General features: G+C 60.4%; 14 protein-coding genes and 1 tRNA gene. 9 read left to right on the top strand and 6 right to left on the bottom strand.

Features of this window, described 5'->3' with window-relative positions; all coding sequences use genetic code 11:
• The first annotated feature begins 34 nt into the window (after positions 1-34).
• The 4 genes from dnaG to RTQ46_RS22310 all read left to right on the top strand — a co-directional run bounded on the left by dnaG (position 35) and on the right by RTQ46_RS22310 (position 5393).
• Positions 35-1831: a DNA primase gene (gene dnaG / locus RTQ46_RS22330; RefSeq protein WP_312439783.1), complete on the top strand. Its 1797-nt coding sequence runs from the start codon at positions 35-37 to the stop codon at positions 1829-1831.
• A gap of 465 nt (positions 1832-2296) precedes the next feature.
• Complete coding sequence (rpoD, locus tag RTQ46_RS22325; protein WP_409518364.1) at positions 2297-4501, top strand: RNA polymerase sigma factor RpoD; 2205 nt, start codon at positions 2297-2299, stop codon at positions 4499-4501.
• Positions 4502-4609: 108 nt separating this feature from the next.
• Positions 4610-4688, top strand: a tRNA-Ile gene (locus tag RTQ46_RS22320).
• A 369-nt stretch (positions 4689-5057) separates the two neighbouring features.
• Positions 5058-5393 (top strand): FKBP-type peptidyl-prolyl cis-trans isomerase, encoded by a 336-nt coding sequence (locus RTQ46_RS22310; RefSeq protein ID WP_312439781.1) that lies wholly within the window; start codon positions 5058-5060, stop codon positions 5391-5393.
• 19 nt (positions 5394-5412) lie between these two features.
• Here the strand turns inward: RTQ46_RS22310 and RTQ46_RS22305 are convergent, their stop codons facing one another.
• The 6 genes from RTQ46_RS22305 to RTQ46_RS22280 all read right to left on the bottom strand — a co-directional run bounded on the left by RTQ46_RS22305 (position 5413) and on the right by RTQ46_RS22280 (position 10238).
• Positions 5413-5820, bottom strand: coding sequence for a response regulator (locus RTQ46_RS22305; RefSeq protein ID WP_312439780.1), 408 nt, complete (start codon positions 5818-5820; stop codon positions 5413-5415).
• A gap of 9 nt (positions 5821-5829) precedes the next feature.
• Positions 5830-7272, bottom strand: a complete 1443-nt coding sequence (locus RTQ46_RS22300) for an ATPase domain-containing protein (protein ID WP_312439779.1) — start codon at positions 7270-7272, stop codon at positions 5830-5832.
• 145 nt (positions 7273-7417) lie between these two features.
• Complete coding sequence (locus RTQ46_RS22295; RefSeq protein ID WP_312439778.1) at positions 7418-8122, bottom strand: YjjG family noncanonical pyrimidine nucleotidase; 705 nt, start codon at positions 8120-8122, stop codon at positions 7418-7420.
• A gap of 52 nt (positions 8123-8174) precedes the next feature.
• Entirely contained in the window at positions 8175-8666 is a 492-nt protein-coding gene (locus tag RTQ46_RS22290) for a DUF4265 domain-containing protein (protein WP_312439777.1), read from the bottom strand.
• Between the two features lie 87 nt (positions 8667-8753).
• Entirely contained in the window at positions 8754-9473 is a 720-nt protein-coding gene (locus RTQ46_RS22285; RefSeq protein ID WP_312439817.1) for a Crp/Fnr family transcriptional regulator, read from the bottom strand.
• 363 nt (positions 9474-9836) lie between these two features.
• Positions 9837-10238: an oxidoreductase-like domain-containing protein gene (locus RTQ46_RS22280; RefSeq protein WP_312439776.1), complete on the bottom strand. Its 402-nt coding sequence runs from the start codon at positions 10236-10238 to the stop codon at positions 9837-9839.
• Positions 10239-10403: 165 nt separating this feature from the next.
• Between RTQ46_RS22280 and RTQ46_RS22275 the strand changes: the two genes are divergently transcribed.
• The 5 genes from RTQ46_RS22275 (at position 10404) to RTQ46_RS22255 (ending at position 16112) form a co-directional block, all read left to right on the top strand.
• A complete protein-coding gene (locus RTQ46_RS22275) occupies positions 10404-11981 on the top strand; it encodes a DEAD/DEAH box helicase (RefSeq protein WP_312439775.1) in 1578 nt (525 codons plus the stop codon).
• Positions 11982-12654: 673 nt separating this feature from the next.
• Complete coding sequence (locus RTQ46_RS22270; RefSeq protein WP_312439774.1) at positions 12655-12852, top strand: hypothetical protein; 198 nt, start codon at positions 12655-12657, stop codon at positions 12850-12852.
• Positions 12836-13924, top strand: a complete 1089-nt coding sequence (locus tag RTQ46_RS22265; RefSeq protein ID WP_312439773.1) for a DegT/DnrJ/EryC1/StrS family aminotransferase — start codon at positions 12836-12838, stop codon at positions 13922-13924. The genes RTQ46_RS22270 and RTQ46_RS22265 overlap by 17 nt, the downstream gene beginning before the upstream one ends.
• A gap of 3 nt (positions 13925-13927) precedes the next feature.
• A complete protein-coding gene (locus tag RTQ46_RS22260) occupies positions 13928-15070 on the top strand; it encodes a DegT/DnrJ/EryC1/StrS family aminotransferase (RefSeq protein WP_312439772.1) in 1143 nt (380 codons plus the stop codon).
• A 28-nt stretch (positions 15071-15098) separates the two neighbouring features.
• The gene (locus RTQ46_RS22255; protein ID WP_312439771.1) at positions 15099-16112 is read left to right on the top strand and encodes a polysaccharide biosynthesis protein; all 1014 of its coding nucleotides are present in this window, start codon (positions 15099-15101) and stop codon (positions 16110-16112) included.
• Positions 16113-16180 lie beyond the last annotated feature (68 nt).

The following is a 16180-nucleotide window of genomic DNA, read 5'->3' as shown; positions in this document are numbered from 1 at the left end:
TATAGTCTGACCTATAACAAGACCGCCCTCGCCAGTGATACCACAATCTTTCATTTCCGATTTGCTCAACCGCGTCGACATCGTCGATGTCGTCGGGCGCTATGTGCAGCTGAAAAAAGGCGGCGCCAATTTCATGGGCTTGTGCCCGTTCCACAGTGAAAAGTCGCCCAGCTTTACCGTCAGTCCCACCAAGCAGTTCTATCACTGCTTCGGCTGCGGCGCGCATGGCACCTCGATCGGCTTCCTGATCGAGTATTCGGGCATGGGCTTTGTCGATGCCGTCAAGGACCTGGCGCAGAACGTCGGCATGGTGGTGCCCGAAGCGGACGACAAGATTCCGCCGGCCCAGCGCGCGCAGATCCAGGCGCAAAGCCTGGCGCTGTCCGACGCCATGACGCAGGCCTGCGATTATTATCGTGGCCAGCTGCGCCACGCGCCCGACGCCATCGCCTACCTGAAAAACCGCGGCCTGACCGGCGAAGTGGCGGCCCGCTTCGGCATGGGCTACGCACCGGGCGGCTGGGACAATCTGCGCTCCGTGTTTGCCGATTACGAAGTGCTGGCGCTGGTGGAAGCGGGGCTGGTGATCGACAAGGTCGATGAAGAAGGCAATAACCGCAAGCGTTATGACCGTTTCCGCGAACGCATCATGTTCCCGATCCGTAATACCAAGGGTCAGGTAATCGCGTTCGGCGGCCGCGTGCTCGACCATGGCGAACCGAAATACCTGAATTCGCCGGAGACCCCCTTGTTTTCCAAGGGATTCGAACTATATGGGCTGTTCGAGGCGCGCCAGGCGATCCGCGACGCCGGCTATGTGCTGGTGACGGAAGGCTATATGGACGTGGTGGCACTGGCGCAGATGGGCTTTCCGCAAGCGGTGGCTACCCTGGGCACGGCGTGTACGCCGACCCACGTGCAAAAACTGCTGCGCCAGACCGACAACGTGATTTTCAGTTTCGACGGCGACAAGGCCGGCCGCCGCGCCGCGCGCCGCGCGCTCGAAGCCAGTTTGCCGCACGTGTCGGACAATAAGACCATCAAGTTCCTGTTCCTGCCGTCCGAGCACGATCCGGACAGCTATATCCGTGAATTCGGCGCCGAAGGCTTCGAGCGGCAGGTGCATGAAGCGATGCCGCTGTCGCAATTCCTGCTCAAGGAAGTGTCGGGCGAGCACGACCTGTCGGAACCGGAAGGGCGGGCGCGGGTGCAGTTCGATGCCAAGCCGCTGCTGCAATTGATGGCGCCGTCGTCGCTGCGCCTGCAGATCGTGCGCGGCCTGGCGCAGCTGACACAGTCGACCCCGGCCGAGATCGAGGCGCTGTTCGAGCTGGCCAAGCCGGTCGCCGTGGCGCGCCGCGCGCCGCCGAAGTCGGGCCGTCCGGTGCCGGTCGGGCTGGAACTGAAGATCATGCGCATGCTGGTGGCGCATCCACCTTTGACGCTGCAGATCGACGAAGCGGCGCTGGTTGCCTTCCAGCACCTGGGGCCCGATGCGGCGCACAGCCTGGGGCAACTGGTGGCCGTGGGGCAGGCGCTGGGCGAGCACGGCAGTTTTGCCGCGCTGGCGCAGCAATTGAAGGAGCTGGGCAGCGAATACGACGAGATCATCGGCGAGATCGCGGCCGGCACCGAGTCCGATTACGACAGCGAACTATCGTGGCTGGTGAGTACCATCCGCGAGATCAAACTGAACGCCCTGAAAGCGGAATTGCAGCAATTGTTTGCGTCGGGTTTGCCATCGGAGAAAATTGGTGTACGCTACCGCGAAATCATGCAGGAGCAGGGCGAACTGGAGCGCCAGCGTGATGCGGAATTGGTAAATCGGTAACGTTGCCTGTAGGATATTGTACGGACTGGAAAAACATTTTTCGCGTGCTATAATTAAATGCTAAGTATTGTGTGCTTTGGCAAGCTAGTTCTGTTCGTAAATAGTATTTGTTTTCAGTAAGTTAGGCTCTTGATCGGCGCAGGGATCGCGTCGGCAGCCAGGGCCAACCGGCGGTAATAACGCGCCAGGCTCTCGCTCCCCATGCGGTCGGATGCAGTATTTTCTGCCGAAAACGGCTGGCGACAGCCGCCGGACAGGAAGTGCTGCGCTTGATGCGGATCGTGGCCGATGAGGTGTAAGTAACGTAACAGTGTCGGACCTGCATAGTCGGCAGGTTCGAAGATGGTGGCTTCCGTGGAGAGACGCGGGGGCTGGCAGCAAACTTTATCCTAATCCACCGTAAAGCAAGTCGTTGTGTAATCGAAAGCGCCTGTGCCAATCAAGAAACCCGAATCCAAAGCGGCTGTGAAGCCCACTAAAGTTACCACGAAAGCCGAAAAGGCGCTGGACCGGCCCGAAACGCGCGTGATCAGCGCGCCCGTGGTCAGCCAGACGACCGATGCCGCCACCCTGGCGGCGATCGATACGTCAGGCTATGTCTTGCCGTCGGTAAAAGTGCCAGGCCGCCGCGGCCGCAAGCCAAAAGAATTCCAGCCAGAAAATGACGAAGTTGCCGCGCTGAACGCCGTAGAGCGGGCCGAACTGAAAGCCGTCGACAAGGCCAAGGCCAAGGACCGCAAGGCGAAAGAGCGCGCGCTGCTGAAAGACGCGTTTTCGTCCGATACGGAAGCGAGCGAGGAAGAACTCGAGCGCCGGCGCCAGAAACTCAAGACCCTGATCAAGTTCGGCAAGGAGCGCGGTTTCCTGACCTACGCCGAGATCAACGATCACCTGCCCGAAAATATTGTCGATCCGGAAGCCATCGAAGGCATTATCGGCACCTTCAACGACATGGGCATCGCCGTCTACGAACACGCGCCGGACGCGGAAACGTTGCTGCTGTCCGACAACGTTGCCGTAGTCACCAGCGATGACGAAGCGGAAGCGGCGGCCGAAGCGGCGCTGTCGACGGTCGACTCCGACTTCGGCCGCACCACCGACCCGGTGCGCATGTACATGCGCGAAATGGGTTCGGTCGAACTGCTGACGCGCGAAGGCGAGATCGAGATTGCCAAGCGCATCGAAGACGGCCTGAAAGACATGATACAGGCCATTTCCGCCTGCCCCGTGACGATCGCCGAGATCATCGCCGCCGCCGACCGCATTGCCAACGACGAGACCAAGATCGATGAAATCGTCGACGGCCTGGTCGATGACAACGAGCCCGTTGTCGCGCCGGTCGTGACCGCGCCGGTCGAGGAAGACGAGGACGACGGCGAAGCCGAAGAAGAGGAAGAAGGGGAAGAGGAAGAAGCGAGCGCGTCTGGCGCCGCCGGTTTCTCGGCCGAACAGCTGGAAACGCTGAAACGCACGGCGCTGGAAAAATTCGCCGTGATTTCCCAGCAGTTCGACAAGATGCGCCGCGCCTTTGAAAAAGAAGGCTACAACTCGAAACCGTACGCCAAGGCGCAGGAAGCGATCTCGCAGGAGCTGCTGGGCATCCGCTTTACCGCCAAGGTGGTGGAAAAGCTGTGCGACACCCTGCGTGGCCAGGTCGACGAAGTGCGCCATATCGAGAAACAGATCCTCGACGTGGCCGTCAACCGCTGCGGCATGCCGCGCGCCCACTTCATCAAGGTCTTCCCTGGCAATGAAACCAATCTCGACTGGGTCGATGGCGAGGTCAACGCAGGACACGCCTACAGCGCCATCCTGGGCCGCAACATTCCGACCGTCAAGGAACTGCAGCAGCGCCTGATCGACCTGCAGGCGCGCGTGGTGCTGCCGCTGCCGGACCTGCGCAACATCAACCGCCAGATGGCGGCCGGTGAAATGAAGGCGCGCAAGGCCAAGCGCGAAATGACCGAGGCCAACTTGCGCCTGGTGATCTCGATCGCCAAGAAATACACGAACCGCGGCCTGCAATTCCTCGACCTGATCCAGGAAGGCAACATCGGCCTGATGAAGGCGGTCGACAAGTTCGAATACCGCCGCGGCTACAAGTTCTCGACCTATGCCACCTGGTGGATCCGCCAGGCGATCACCCGCTCGATCGCCGACCAGGCGCGCACCATCCGTATTCCCGTGCATATGATCGAGACGATCAACAAGATGAACCGCATCTCGCGTCAGATCCTGCAGGAAACCGGCGCCGAACCCGATCCGGCCACCCTGGCGATCAAGATGGAAATGCCGGAGGACAAGATCCGCAAGATCATGAAAATCGCCAAGGAACCGATCTCGATGGAAACGCCGATCGGCGACGACGACGATTCCCACCTGGGCGACTTCATCGAGGACAACAACACCCTGGCGCCTGCCGATGCAGCGTTGCACGCATCGATGCGCGGCGTGGTCAAGGACGTGCTGGACTCGCTGACGCCGCGCGAAGCGAAAGTGCTGCGCATGCGTTTCGGCATCGAAATGTCCACCGACCACACGCTGGAAGAAGTCGGCAAGCAGTTCGACGTCACGCGCGAGCGCATCCGCCAGATCGAAGCGAAGGCGCTGCGCAAGCTGCGCCACCCATCGCGCTCCGACAAGCTGAAAAGCTTCCTGGAAGGTAATTAAAGCCCCCGCAGGGCTTGACGTAGGCGGCGGTTCCCCCTATGCTCGCGTGTCCGTTTCACAACGGCCACGCGAGGCAGGCTGCACCGCCTGCCACGCCAGCACCACCCCGGGCCTCTAGCTCATGCTTGGTTAGAGCAGCGGACTCATAATCCGTTGGTGCCGTGTTCGACTCACGGGAGGCCCACCAGAATTTGCTGTAAAAACAAAGGGTTAGCCTCGGGCTAGCCCTTTCTCATTTCTACAGTCAACATCGTTAATTTTTCGCAGTGACATCGTTTGTGCTGATGCTGAATTTGGTGGACACTCCTCAATAGACAATTCAAACGGGCGATCACGAGCGCGACCGTGACGATCGATGACGATCTTTACCACAGGCACTCGAACTGGCCGATCCGGCAATGGACAAGGCCGATCTCTTCCACGAAGCGCTCAAGATTTTTATGCGGAGGCAACGGGCCAGGCGACTGGCTGCCGCAGGGGCTTCAATGGCCGACATGCCTGATATTCCAAGCGCCGGCCGGACGTCGGACAAATACCAATCGCAATGAAAACAAACATGACAATTGAACTGAAAACCGAAGACATTGTAGTTGGCACCGGCAAGGCCGCCGCCCGTGGCGCACTGGTCACGGCCCACTATCGCGGCTGGCTGGAAGACGGCACCGAGTTCGATTCCTCGCACCAGCGCGGCGAGCCGTTCCGCTGTGTGCTGAGCAATAACAAGGTGATACAGGGCTGGATCCTCGGTTTGACCGGCATGCAGGTGGGCGGCAGGCGCAAGCTGTGGGTGCCGGCGCATCTGGCGTATGGCGAGCGGCAGGTAGGGGTGATACCGCCCAACTCCAGTTTGACATTCGAGATTGAATTGCTGGAAGTGCTGACGCGCGATTGATCCTCGACGCACCACTTCTTCATTCTTCCCTGCGGCCTTTGAGCAGCAGTCGCTGCACTTCCTTGAGCAGCTTGTCGATCGGCACCGGTTTGCGGAAAAAGCTGTCATACGCAATCTCGGCGTGGTCGCGCACGATGCCGGCGCTGCACAGGATAAAGGGGATGGGGCGCAGCCCGGCGTCGGCGCGCCAGGCTCGGCACAGGTCGGCGCCGTCCATCACCGGCATCATGAAATCGGAAACGACAATTGCCGGCTGTTCGAGCGCGGCGGCGGCCAGCGCCTGGCCGCCGTTGGCGGCGGTCGCCACGCGATAGCCGCTGTATTCGAACAGCATGGTATAGGTCGACAGGATATCGAACTCGTCGTCGACGAGCAGGACAAGCTTGCCGTCGGGCTTGGCGTCCGGTTGCGCAATATGGTCGCTCATGGCCGCTCGCTATAGCGCGATGTCCGGCACGACCGCACCGGCGACGGCAGCCTTGACCGACATGCCGCTGTCATTGATGACGAGGATATGATTGGCCGCGTCGTAGCTGTTTTCGCGCAGCTTGAGCACGCCGATCTGGCGCCGGTTGATGCCGTGCACGTCGACAAAGCGCAGCAGGATGATGTTCTCAAACAGCATTGAGGCCGACATGTCGCCATGCAGCTGGTCCTGGCCGAAGTAGGGCAGTTCCTGCGTGAAAAAGGTGGTGACGTTGCTGCAGCGCAGTTCGTTGACAAAGGCCGCCAGGAACGAGCGCGAGCGGCCGTCGTGCACGATGATGTCGCGCAGGCCGTCGATGCCGTCGACCATCAGGCGCGAGACCTTGCGCTCCTTGATGTTGCGCAGTACCTGCTGGGCCAGGCGGTCGATCAGTATTTCCAGCGGCGGATGCCAGATGATCTGCAGTGCGCCGCTGTCGTGGTACGGCTGCAGTTCGATGCCGATACTGGCGGCCTTTTCCATCAGGCGCGACGGCGATTCGTAGAAGCCGGCGATCAGACAGTTTTCGCCGCGCTGCAGGCCTTCGTGGATAAAGTGCAGGCCCATCAGTGTCTTGCCCACGCCGGGGTTGCCCAGCAGCGCGGTGGTCGAGCCCTTCGCAATCCCGCCCTGCGTCAGGTCATCGATGCCCTGGATGCCGAAGCCCAGGCGCTGGCGCGAAATGCCGGGCGCGGCGCCCGAGGTCGAACTGATCGCTTCCAGGCGCGGATACATGACCAGCCCGTCTTCGCCCACTTCGACGACATGGCGGCCCAGCAAATGCTTGCTGCCGCGCAGCTTGAAGACCTTGATTTCGCGGATCAGCTGCAGTCCGTGCTCGAACTGGCTCAGTTCGATCAGGCCGTCGACCAGCGTGTTTTCCGAGTCGGCCACATTGCCTTCGGTGGGCGACAGCAAAAAGGTCGTGCACTGCATGGTCGAGACCAGCGAATTGAGCGAGAGCATGAATTCGGACAGCGCCAGGTCGGACGGCCTGGCGTCGCGCACGGTGCGGAAACCATCGATGATCATGATGTCGGGCCGCTGTTCGGCTAGCGTGGCGGCGATTGACTTGAGCAGCTCGCGCAGGCCGCCCTTGAGCAGGTCCGGGTAGGCGCCGATAAACAGGATGCGGTCGCCCACCAGGGTTTCGTCGAAGAAGGAAAAGCTGCTCAGGTGATTGAGCATCTTGTCGTGGGTTTCCGCGATCAGGGTCAGGATCAGGACCTTCTTGCCCTGGTGTGCATGATGGAAACCGATCTGGCAGGCAAGCGTGGTCTTGCCGCTGCCGGCCAGGCCCTGGATCAGGTACAGGCTGTGTGCCGGGAAACCGCCGCCCAGAATATGATCCATGCCGGCCACGCCGGTATGCAACAGGGGGATGCGGGGTACCGAATTGTTTCTGGTGGTCATGTCAATCTCATCATGGACTTCGGACCGGCTGTGGCGGTCCCGCTCACAGCGGCTACTGGGCGGTGGAGCGTTTGAAAGGCAGGCAATCTATGGTAGCCATTATAGCAAGCCGGACGCCATGTCCATTGCCGTTTCCCTGCCGGATTCACACCACGGCCATATTTTTCAATGCAGCAGCAATCTCGCGCAGGCTGGTCAACTCGAACGTGGGCACTGCTGCCGAGGTGTTGGCCAGCTGTTCCGGGTTGTACCAGCAGCTGTCGATGCCATACCGGTTCGCGCCGAGGATATCGGCGTCGAGCCGGTCGCCGATAATGATGGCCTGGTCCTTGCTTGCCGGGCGAGCGGCCATGTTCATGGCGTATTCGAAAAAGCGCACATCGGGCTTGGCGTAACCGCACGCTTCCGAGGTGGCGACAAACGAAACATGCTGCTGCAAGCCGGAGCTGGCAATGCGGCGGTTCTGGATCGCGTCCACGCCGTTGGTGATGATGCCCACTTCGCCGACCGCGGCCAGCGTGGCGCACAGCTCGATGGCGCCGTCGATCAGCACCACCGTGTCGGACAGCGACTCCAGGTACAGCCGGCTGGCCAGTTCCGGGTCGAGTACCAGGCCGGCGGCCAGGAAGGTCTGACGGAAACGCTCGACCTTCAGGAAATCCTTGGTCACCGTGCCATGTTCGAAGGCGCGCCACAGCGCCACGTTGATCGGCTGGTAATGGCTGAACAGGGATGCGGTGCTGCCGCCCGCGCCCAGTTGCTGCATGGTGCGCACAAACGAGAGGTTTTCGGAGGCCTTGAAGTCGAGCAGGGTGTCGTCGAGGTCGAACAGGAAAAGTGTGTGCTTCATATCGGTGCATTCAAAAAACAATGTTGCATCCTAGCATGCGCCGCTTTTCTGATCAGGCCGTCACCCACCAGCCGAGCAGGGTTTCGTCATCGTCGTCATCGAGATTGGCATAGATATTGGCGAAATACCATTCCACGCCAGTGGCCTCGCGAAATGCATCGAACGGTCCGTTGACATGGTAGATGCCGTGGCGGCCCGGCACGCTGAAGGTCAGGTTGCCCTGGTACTGGCCGTCGAGCGTGCCGCCCAACTGTTCCTGTACCTCGCGTTCGAGCTTTTCCACCGCCTCGTCGGGCACCTGGTCGGCATAGATCTGGATGCAGAAGTTGCCGCCGCGTGTCAGCACTTCGGCCGGTGCGCAAGGGTCCTTGATGCTGACGATGTCGCCGCGCGCCAGGTTCAGCGTCAGGCCGGGCGAGGCCAGCAGTTCGTAGACATCGTCGTCGATCTGGCGTGCCGGCAGCGATTCGTACACGGGGCCGTTTTCGTTTTCGCCCGCCAGTACGCGGATATGGGGCAAGCCCTCGCAGTCAAAGTCGTCCATGGTGCCTTTCGTAAATAAGGCATGGATTGTACAGGCGAAAAAAAAGCACGCCGCAGCGTGCTTTCAAAGGAGAGTGGGGTACGCAAATCAGTTATACGCGGTGATGCTGCTGCGGAATTGTTCGAAACCGGCGCGGGCAGCCTTGTAGCAGTTGCCGGCAGCCACTTCCAGGCCGGCGCGGTCCAGTACTTCGACGGTGCCGCGGCGGTACTGGATCAGGCCTTCGTCCTGCAACTTGCGGGCGGTGACGGTAATGCTTTCGCGGCGCACGCCAAGCATGTTGGCCATGGTGTCCTGCGTGACTTTCAATTCGTTCGACAGCGAGCGATCCAGGCGGTCGAGCAACCAGCGGCACAGTTTCTGTTCGATGCTGCAATGACGGCCACCGACCACGTTCTGCGCCATCTGGGCAAACATGGCGCTGGTGTAGCGCATCAGCAATTGGGCCAGGGCGCCGCCTTCATTGAAGACTTCACGCAGGAAGGCCGTTTTCAGGCGGTAGCCATAGCCGGCGCTTTGCACGACAGCGGTGCAGGTGGCGCGTTCGGCTTCGTACAGCGTCACGCCAGCGACGCCTTCACGGCCAACCACGGCGATCTCGGTGGTGGCGCCGTCTTCCATCACGTACAGCAGAGAGACGATGGCGTTGGTCGGGAAGTAGGTGTATTCGATCTTGTCGCCAAAGTCGAACAGGTGCTTGCCAGCAGGCAAGGCAACCAGTTCCAGCTGGCAGAACAGACGTTCCAGATCGGTACGCGACAAGGCCCGCAGCAATTCGTTCTGCTGGGCACCGGTGATGCTGATCATGGGCGAGCTTGATGCCTTGGCCGGGGCCGCGCTCCAGTCGCGTGCGGCTGGGGTGCTGGTAACGGCTGGGGACAGGTTGCTGTAAGCTTTGTACATGATGTGACCTCGTCTTGTGATCTTGTTGATTGGCGTATGACTGCTGTTTTGTATTCGGTGCTGCGTCGTGCTTTGCAATGACTCCACTATAGGACGTCGGCGCGGCCAGCGGCATCGGATGAGCCGACGCGCTTATGTAGGCTAGGAACATTGCCCCGTGTCATCCCATTCCTACGTCAGCAAATTGCAAGCATGGCAAGGGCCGCTTTCCCTTGTATATAGTCAGGGAAAGCGGCGATGTCACACGGAGGCGTCAGTGGTGGCGATTCAGGCGCGCGGCATGCGCGATTTTTTGGCAGGGGGCAAGGCAGGTGTGGCGGGGGCAAGCTGGCGCTGTTGCCAGGCGCGCAGTTTCTCTGCGTAGGCGGCCAGCTCTTCCTGATACATATCGAGAATGCACCAGGTACAGCCGCTGTTGCAGCACTCGTTATCGCCTGGCCGGACAGGCGGCTGCGGCGCTGGATCGTGGGGGAGGGAGGTGCTGCTCATGATGGTGGAAAATAAGGCGATGGCTGACATGATACTGCATGGCGCGGGGCCGCCGGGGCGCTGGTTTTGCCCGGAAATCACGGTTTCCGTGTACAGTTGCGCTGAATTAGGGTATCGTTTACAGCACTGATATTGTATCTTCTGCGCGCGATGTTCCGCCGGCGCGATCTCCGCCGCCATCGCAGCACACTTCCCCGACGCTCCCGCACTCGCCGCACAGCCTGCCTCGGAGCACAGAGGTGCAGCAAGAACAATCATCCGGCTTGCAAGACGTAGCTGCTGCGCCCTGAAATGTTGTTTATTGAGAAAGCATGGCTTCCGCAGTGCGGAGGCACACCAAAATTTATGTCCGAAACCGAAACGACTCCTACGCCCGACCCGGCGATTGCCCCTGACGCGGCGCCTGTCGCCGCTGCTGTTCCTGCTACTGCTGTACCTGTTCCCGCCACTGCTACTCCTGCCCCTGCCGCTCCCGCTGTCCCGCCGCCTGCCGTCAGCTTTGCCGATTTCGGCCTGGCACCCGATATCCTGCGCGCGCTGACCGAACAGGGCTATACCCATCCGACCCCGATCCAGGAGCAAGCCATTCCGGTGGTGCTGCAAGGACGCGATGTGATGGGTGCCGCGCAGACCGGTACCGGCAAGACGGCTGGCTTCTCGCTGCCGATCATCCAGTTGCTGCTGGCCCACGCCAGCAGCAGCATGTCGCCGGCGCGCCATCCGGTGCGTGCGCTGATCCTGACGCCAACGCGCGAGCTGGCGGTGCAGGTGGCTGAAAATGTCAAGGCCTATGCCAAGCATACGCCGCTGCGCTCGACCGTCGTGTTTGGCGGCATGGACATGAAACCGCAGACCGTGATCCTGCGCGGCGGGGTGGAAATCGTCATCGCCACGCCGGGCCGCCTGCTCGACCATATCGAACAGAAGAACATCAGCCTGGGCCAGGTACAGATGCTGGTCATGGATGAAGCCGACCGCATGCTGGACATGGGCTTTTTGCCGGACTTGCAGCGCATTATCAATCTGCTGCCGAAACAGCGGCAGAACCTGATGTTCTCGGCCACGTTCTCGCCGGAAATCAAGAAGCTCGCTGCCACCTTCCTCAACGATCCGCTGACGATCGAAGTGGCGCGCAGCAACCAGACGGCCGACAAGGTCACGCAGGTAGTCTACAAGGTGCCGGAAGACCAGAAGCACGCCCTGGTGGCGCATCTGCTGCGCCAGCGCGACCTGAAGCAGGTAATCGTGTTCTCGAACACCAAGATCGGTGCCTCGCGCCTGGCGCGCGTGCTGGAGCAGGAGGGTATGAGCGCCACCGCGATTCACGGCGACAAGAGCCAGCAGGAACGCATGGCGGCACTGGAATCGTTCAAGAAGGGCGAGATCGATGTGCTGGTGGCCACCGACGTGGCCGCGCGCGGACTCGATATTTCCGACCTGCCTTGCGTGATCAATTTCGACCTGCCGTACAACGCCGAAGATTATGTGCACCGCATTGGCCGTACCGGCCGCGCCGGCGCTTCGGGCGATGCGATTTCGATCTATTCCGACAAGGACGAGCGCCTGCTGGCCGATATCGAAAAACTGATCAAGCAGACCGTCAAGCGCGGCGACCTGGGCGGCTTCTCGCCGGCGCCGGCACGTTCGGCCGACAGCGAGCGCCGTCCGCCGCGCCGCGCCGAAGGCGAAGTGCGTGCGCCGCGTCATGCGCCCGAGAGCGACATACGTTCGTCGAGCCGTCCGCCAGAACGTGGCGGTCGTCCTGCCTTCGGTCCTGGCGCACGCCGCGAGAAAGTCGATCCATGGTTTCTGAAGCCGTATGAACCCAGCAAGGCGGCACCGGTCGTCAATGCTGCCAATGTCCCGCCAGTGAAGTCAAAGCAGAAGATCGCCGTGCTGCTCGGCGGCAGCCCCAAGGCTTGACGGCTTGCGGGCGGCCATGCCCGCTCGTCCATGCGATGCCGCTTGTCCCGCTGGCGCCGGGGTGCATGTGATGCTCCGGCGTGCGGCAGGCAACGCTTTATGCTGTCAGCCGACCAGCGCCGGCCAGATCCGCAAGTCAATCACCGCAGCATTTTAATCTCGCAGTGACGGCGCAATCCATGCGCGATAAAAAGCCGACGGCTCCCGGCAAACAGAGGGGCGGCGTCGGCGCAATAAAAATGGTTTTCAATTATAATAATGCAATAGTTTTTCAATTATAATTCAAAGCCTCTTTTTTATTTCGGCGTAATTGTGACAAGGTGTAAAACCGTCGCACATCGTTTGAAATATGCTGCCTGTCCCGCGCCGCCCATATATGATGCATGAATCAACATCTGGAAAACTCCTGGCGCGAGTAAATGATTGTCAATGTTTTAATTTTTCAACGGTTTGCCCTGTGCTGATAGCGACTCGCGCCTTGCACGTCTGCGCGCAGCAAAATCGTCAGAAATTTGTTCAGGATTAATTGAGTGAATGCCGACCTCACGTATCATGCCCGCTGTCAGCACGGATATGGCCACTGCGAGATTGAAGGCGGTGGTGATATGGGCGGCAAATAAAGTTTGGTAGTAAAACAGCGTTTCCCTTATTATGCAATTTATATGATGTGCGCATGGCGTGGAACGTGCATGCAAGGCTGATGGCGCTGGAAAGCTTGGCATTGCCTGCCAATCGCGGCTGCTTTTTGTTCAGCATAGGTGGCGGCGTCCCGAGGCGGCCGCGAAACAAGGTGATGAGCCTGTTTGGGTTCAACACCTTGTATTTTTTATGCCTATGGCAATTGAAAGTTGAAGATGATTCCTTTAGTTAAAGTTGGTTTTCCCGACAAGCAGGTATTGATGCCTGCGCTCGAACAGGTTCTTTACAGTGGCCAGGTGGGCGAAGGAGAGGCGGTCTACGAGTTCGAACGACGCTTTGCCGAACATTTCGGGCTGCCGTTTGCTTTGGGCATGAGCAGTGGCACGGCGGCACTGCATGCCGCCTTGCACCTGGCGCGCGTGGCGCCCGGCGATGAAGTGATTTCTACCAGCATGACGGCCGAGCCTACCAATGTCGTCATCCTGCAAATGGGCGCGGTGCCCGTGTTTGCCGATGTGGATGCCGCGTCGGGCAATCTCGATCCCGCAGCCATCGAGGCGAGCATCACCCCCAGGACCAAGGCCATCCTGATCGTGCATTATGCTGGCATGCCGGTGCGTCTGGCTGAAATTGCCGCGATCGCGCGGCGCCACGGCATTGCGCTGATTGAGGACTGCGCGCATGCCATGGGGGCGCGTTACGATGGCGCGGCAATTGGCACCATCGGCGACTTTGCGATTTTTTCACTGCAGGCCATCAAGCACATGACGTCGGTCGACGGCGGCATGCTGACCATGCGCGATGCATCGCTGATACGCGAGGCCCGGAAATTCCGCTGGTTTGGCCTGGAGAAAGGCGTGGCCCGTACCGAAGTCGATATCACCTCGATCGGCTACAAGTACAACATGAACAATGTGACGGCCACCATCGGCCTGGCGCAGCTGCAGGACATCGACGCCCGCGTGCTGAATCCGCACAAGGAAAATGGCCGCTATTTTGACCGCGAAATCGGCGCCATTGGCGGCCTGTCCGTTGCCGCATTCGACGAGTTGGCCGAGCCGAGCTACTGGCTGTACACGGTCCTGTCCGACGACTCCGACGATGTCGAGCGGCGCCTGGCCGCCATCGGCGTGATGGCGTCCAAGCTGCATCGTCCGAATCACCTGCACACCATTTTCAAGGGGTTTGCCGGTCCTTTGCCGCAACTTGATACCTATTATCGCCGCATGGTGCATATTCCCTGCGGCTGGTGGCTGGGCGCGGAAGACCGCGAACGCATTGTCGATGCACTGAAAAAGGGCTGAGCGATGTCCGTGCTGTCGTTGTTTGGCGTGGTCAATACGCCCGAAATGGAAGCTGCGGTGCTGGAAGTGCTGCGTTCCGGCCGCATCGCCTCCGGGCCGCACGTGGCCGCGTTCGAAAGCGGCCTGGCTGCCTTGCTCGACCAGGCGCATGTGGTAACCACGGTCGACATGAGCAATGCCATGCAACTGGCCCTGTACCTGGCCGGCGTGCGCGCCGGCGATGACGTCCTGACCACCGCCTTTGCCTGCATGTCGACCAATTCGGCCATCGCCGTGTCTGCGGCACGACCGGTGTGGGTGGATGTGGCGCCCGGTACGGCCTGCATGGACGTGGCCGATTTTGAACGTGCCATCACGCCCGCCACGCGCGCCGTGATCCTGTATCATGCGGCCGGCTATCCGGCGCCGGCACGCGAGATTGCCGCTATCTGCCGCCAGCGCGGCATTGCACTGATCGAAGACTGCGATAACGCGCTGCTGGCCCAGGTCGATGGCGGCCAGGTTGGCACCTTTGGCGATTTTGCCGTTTTTTCGTTCTACCCGAACCGGCAGATCAATGCCACCGAAGGCGGCGCGCTGGCCTGTCGCGATCCGCGGGACGCCGCCGCGGCGCGCAAGTTGCGCCGTTTCGGTATCGACGCCAGCAGTTTTCGCGATGGGCGCGGCGAAATCAATCCGCAGTCCGATATTCCCGTGGTCGGCTGGTCGATGGCCATGAACAATTTATGCGCGGCCCTGGGCGCGGCACAATTGTCCGGTGTGACCGAACGCCTGCGCCAGACGCGCGTCCACGCGCAGCATATCCGGCAGGCGCTGGCCGGCCTGCCGGGCGTGACCCTGCTGGAGGGCGCGGCCGGCGCGGAGCCTTCCTATTGGGCGGTATTGATCGCCGTTGAGCAGCGCGATACCGTGCTTGCCGGCCTGAAGGCACGCGGCGTGGCGGCGTCGATATTGCATCAACGCAACGACATCTATACCGGATTCCAGGCATGCGTGCGCGAGTTGCCGCATACCGATGTATTACAACGCAGTGTGATCGCCCTGCCATGTGGCTGGTGGCTGTCCACACAGGATATCGGCCGCCTGATCGGCGCAGTGGAAAGCGCGCTGCACGAGGCTGCCGCTATCGCGCTGCAGACGAGCTAATTTTACCCTTACCCTTATTTGGACTAACATGTTTGATAATAAAGTTTTAATGATTACTGGCGGCACCGGATCTTTTGGCAACACCGTGCTGAACAGGTTCTTAAACACTAATGTCAAAGAAATCATTGTTTTCAGCCGCGACGAAAAGAAGCAGGAAGACATGCGCATTGCGCTCAATAACGATAAGGTGAAATTCCATATCGGTGATACGCGCGATTATCAAAGCATCGCCCAGGCCATGGCCGGCGTCGATTATGTGTTCCATGCGGCGGCCCTGAAGCAAGTACCCTCGTGCGAATTCTATCCGATGGAAGCGGTGCGGACGAACGTGCTGGGAACCGAAAATGTCCTCAACGCGGCAATCGCCAACCAGGTCAAGAAAGTCATTCTGCTCAGTACCGACAAGGCAGTCTATCCGATCAACGCCATGGGTATTTCCAAGGCGATGGCTGAAAAGGTACTGGTCGCCAAATCGCGCATGGTACGCGCCGGTGGCCCGGTGATGTGCGCCACCCGCTATGGCAATGTGATGGCGTCGCGTGGTTCGGTCATTCCGCTGTTTATCGAAAAGCTCAAGGCGAACCTGCCGCTGACGGTAACCGATCCCGAGATGACGCGTTTCCTGATGTCGCTGGAAGATTCGGTCGACCTGGTGATCCATGCCTTTGAGCATGGACAGCAGGGCGATATCTTCGTGCAGAAGGCGCCGGCCAGCACCCTCGAGGTGCTGGCGCAAGCGATCCAGGAAATTTTCTCGAGCAATGTGCCGATCAAGGTCATCGGTACGCGCCATGGTGAGAAATTATATGAATCGCTGGTGTCGCGCGAAGAAATCGCCAAGGCGGAAGACATGGGCGATTACTACCGCGTGCCGGCCGATAATCGCGACCTGAATTACGATAAATTCATTCTCGATGGCCAGGTCGAAGTCAACCAGACCCAGGATTACACCTCGCACAATACGCATCGTCTCGACGTGGAGGGCGTCAAGCAGCTGCTGCTGTCGCTCGATTATGTACAACAGGAATTGAAGAACCGCTGATTGCCCGTGCCGGCGGCGCCGCAAGCGGGTGCCGCAAGCGGGCGCCGCAAGCGGGTGCCGCAAGCGGG

Source organism: Janthinobacterium sp., from assembly GCF_031995485.1.
Taxonomy (GTDB): domain Bacteria; phylum Pseudomonadota; class Gammaproteobacteria; order Burkholderiales; family Burkholderiaceae_D; genus Janthinobacterium.
The sequence above is the reverse complement of the archived record's forward strand: the minus strand, read 5'-3'. Positions and strand labels throughout refer to the sequence as shown.

What these genes read in the sequence shown, in the direction of transcription:
- RTQ46_RS22310 (WP_312439781.1), top strand. Translation starts at nt 5,058, where the DNA reads ATGACAATTGAACTGAAAACCGAAGACATTGTAGTTGGCACCGGCAAG.
- RTQ46_RS22305 (WP_312439780.1), bottom strand. Translation starts at nt 5,820, where the DNA reads ATGAGCGACCATATTGCGCAACCGGACGCCAAGCCCGACGGCAAGCTT.
- RTQ46_RS22300 (WP_312439779.1), bottom strand. Translation starts at nt 7,272, where the DNA reads ATGACCACCAGAAACAATTCGGTACCCCGCATCCCCCTGTTGCATACC.
- RTQ46_RS22295 (WP_312439778.1), bottom strand. Translation starts at nt 8,122, where the DNA reads ATGAAGCACACACTTTTCCTGTTCGACCTCGACGACACCCTGCTCGAC.
- RTQ46_RS22290 (WP_312439777.1), bottom strand. Translation starts at nt 8,666, where the DNA reads ATGGACGACTTTGACTGCGAGGGCTTGCCCCATATCCGCGTACTGGCG.
- RTQ46_RS22285 (WP_312439817.1), bottom strand. Translation starts at nt 9,473, where the DNA reads ATGATCAGCATCACCGGTGCCCAGCAGAACGAATTGCTGCGGGCCTTG.
- RTQ46_RS22280 (WP_312439776.1), bottom strand. Translation starts at nt 10,238, where the DNA reads ATGGCGGCGGAGATCGCGCCGGCGGAACATCGCGCGCAGAAGATACAA.
- RTQ46_RS22275 (WP_312439775.1), top strand. Translation starts at nt 10,404, where the DNA reads ATGTCCGAAACCGAAACGACTCCTACGCCCGACCCGGCGATTGCCCCT.
- RTQ46_RS22270 (WP_312439774.1), top strand. Translation starts at nt 12,655, where the DNA reads ATGGCGTGGAACGTGCATGCAAGGCTGATGGCGCTGGAAAGCTTGGCA.
- RTQ46_RS22265 (WP_312439773.1), top strand. Translation starts at nt 12,836, where the DNA reads ATGATTCCTTTAGTTAAAGTTGGTTTTCCCGACAAGCAGGTATTGATG.
- RTQ46_RS22260 (WP_312439772.1), top strand. Translation starts at nt 13,928, where the DNA reads ATGTCCGTGCTGTCGTTGTTTGGCGTGGTCAATACGCCCGAAATGGAA.
- RTQ46_RS22255 (WP_312439771.1), top strand. Translation starts at nt 15,099, where the DNA reads ATGTTTGATAATAAAGTTTTAATGATTACTGGCGGCACCGGATCTTTT.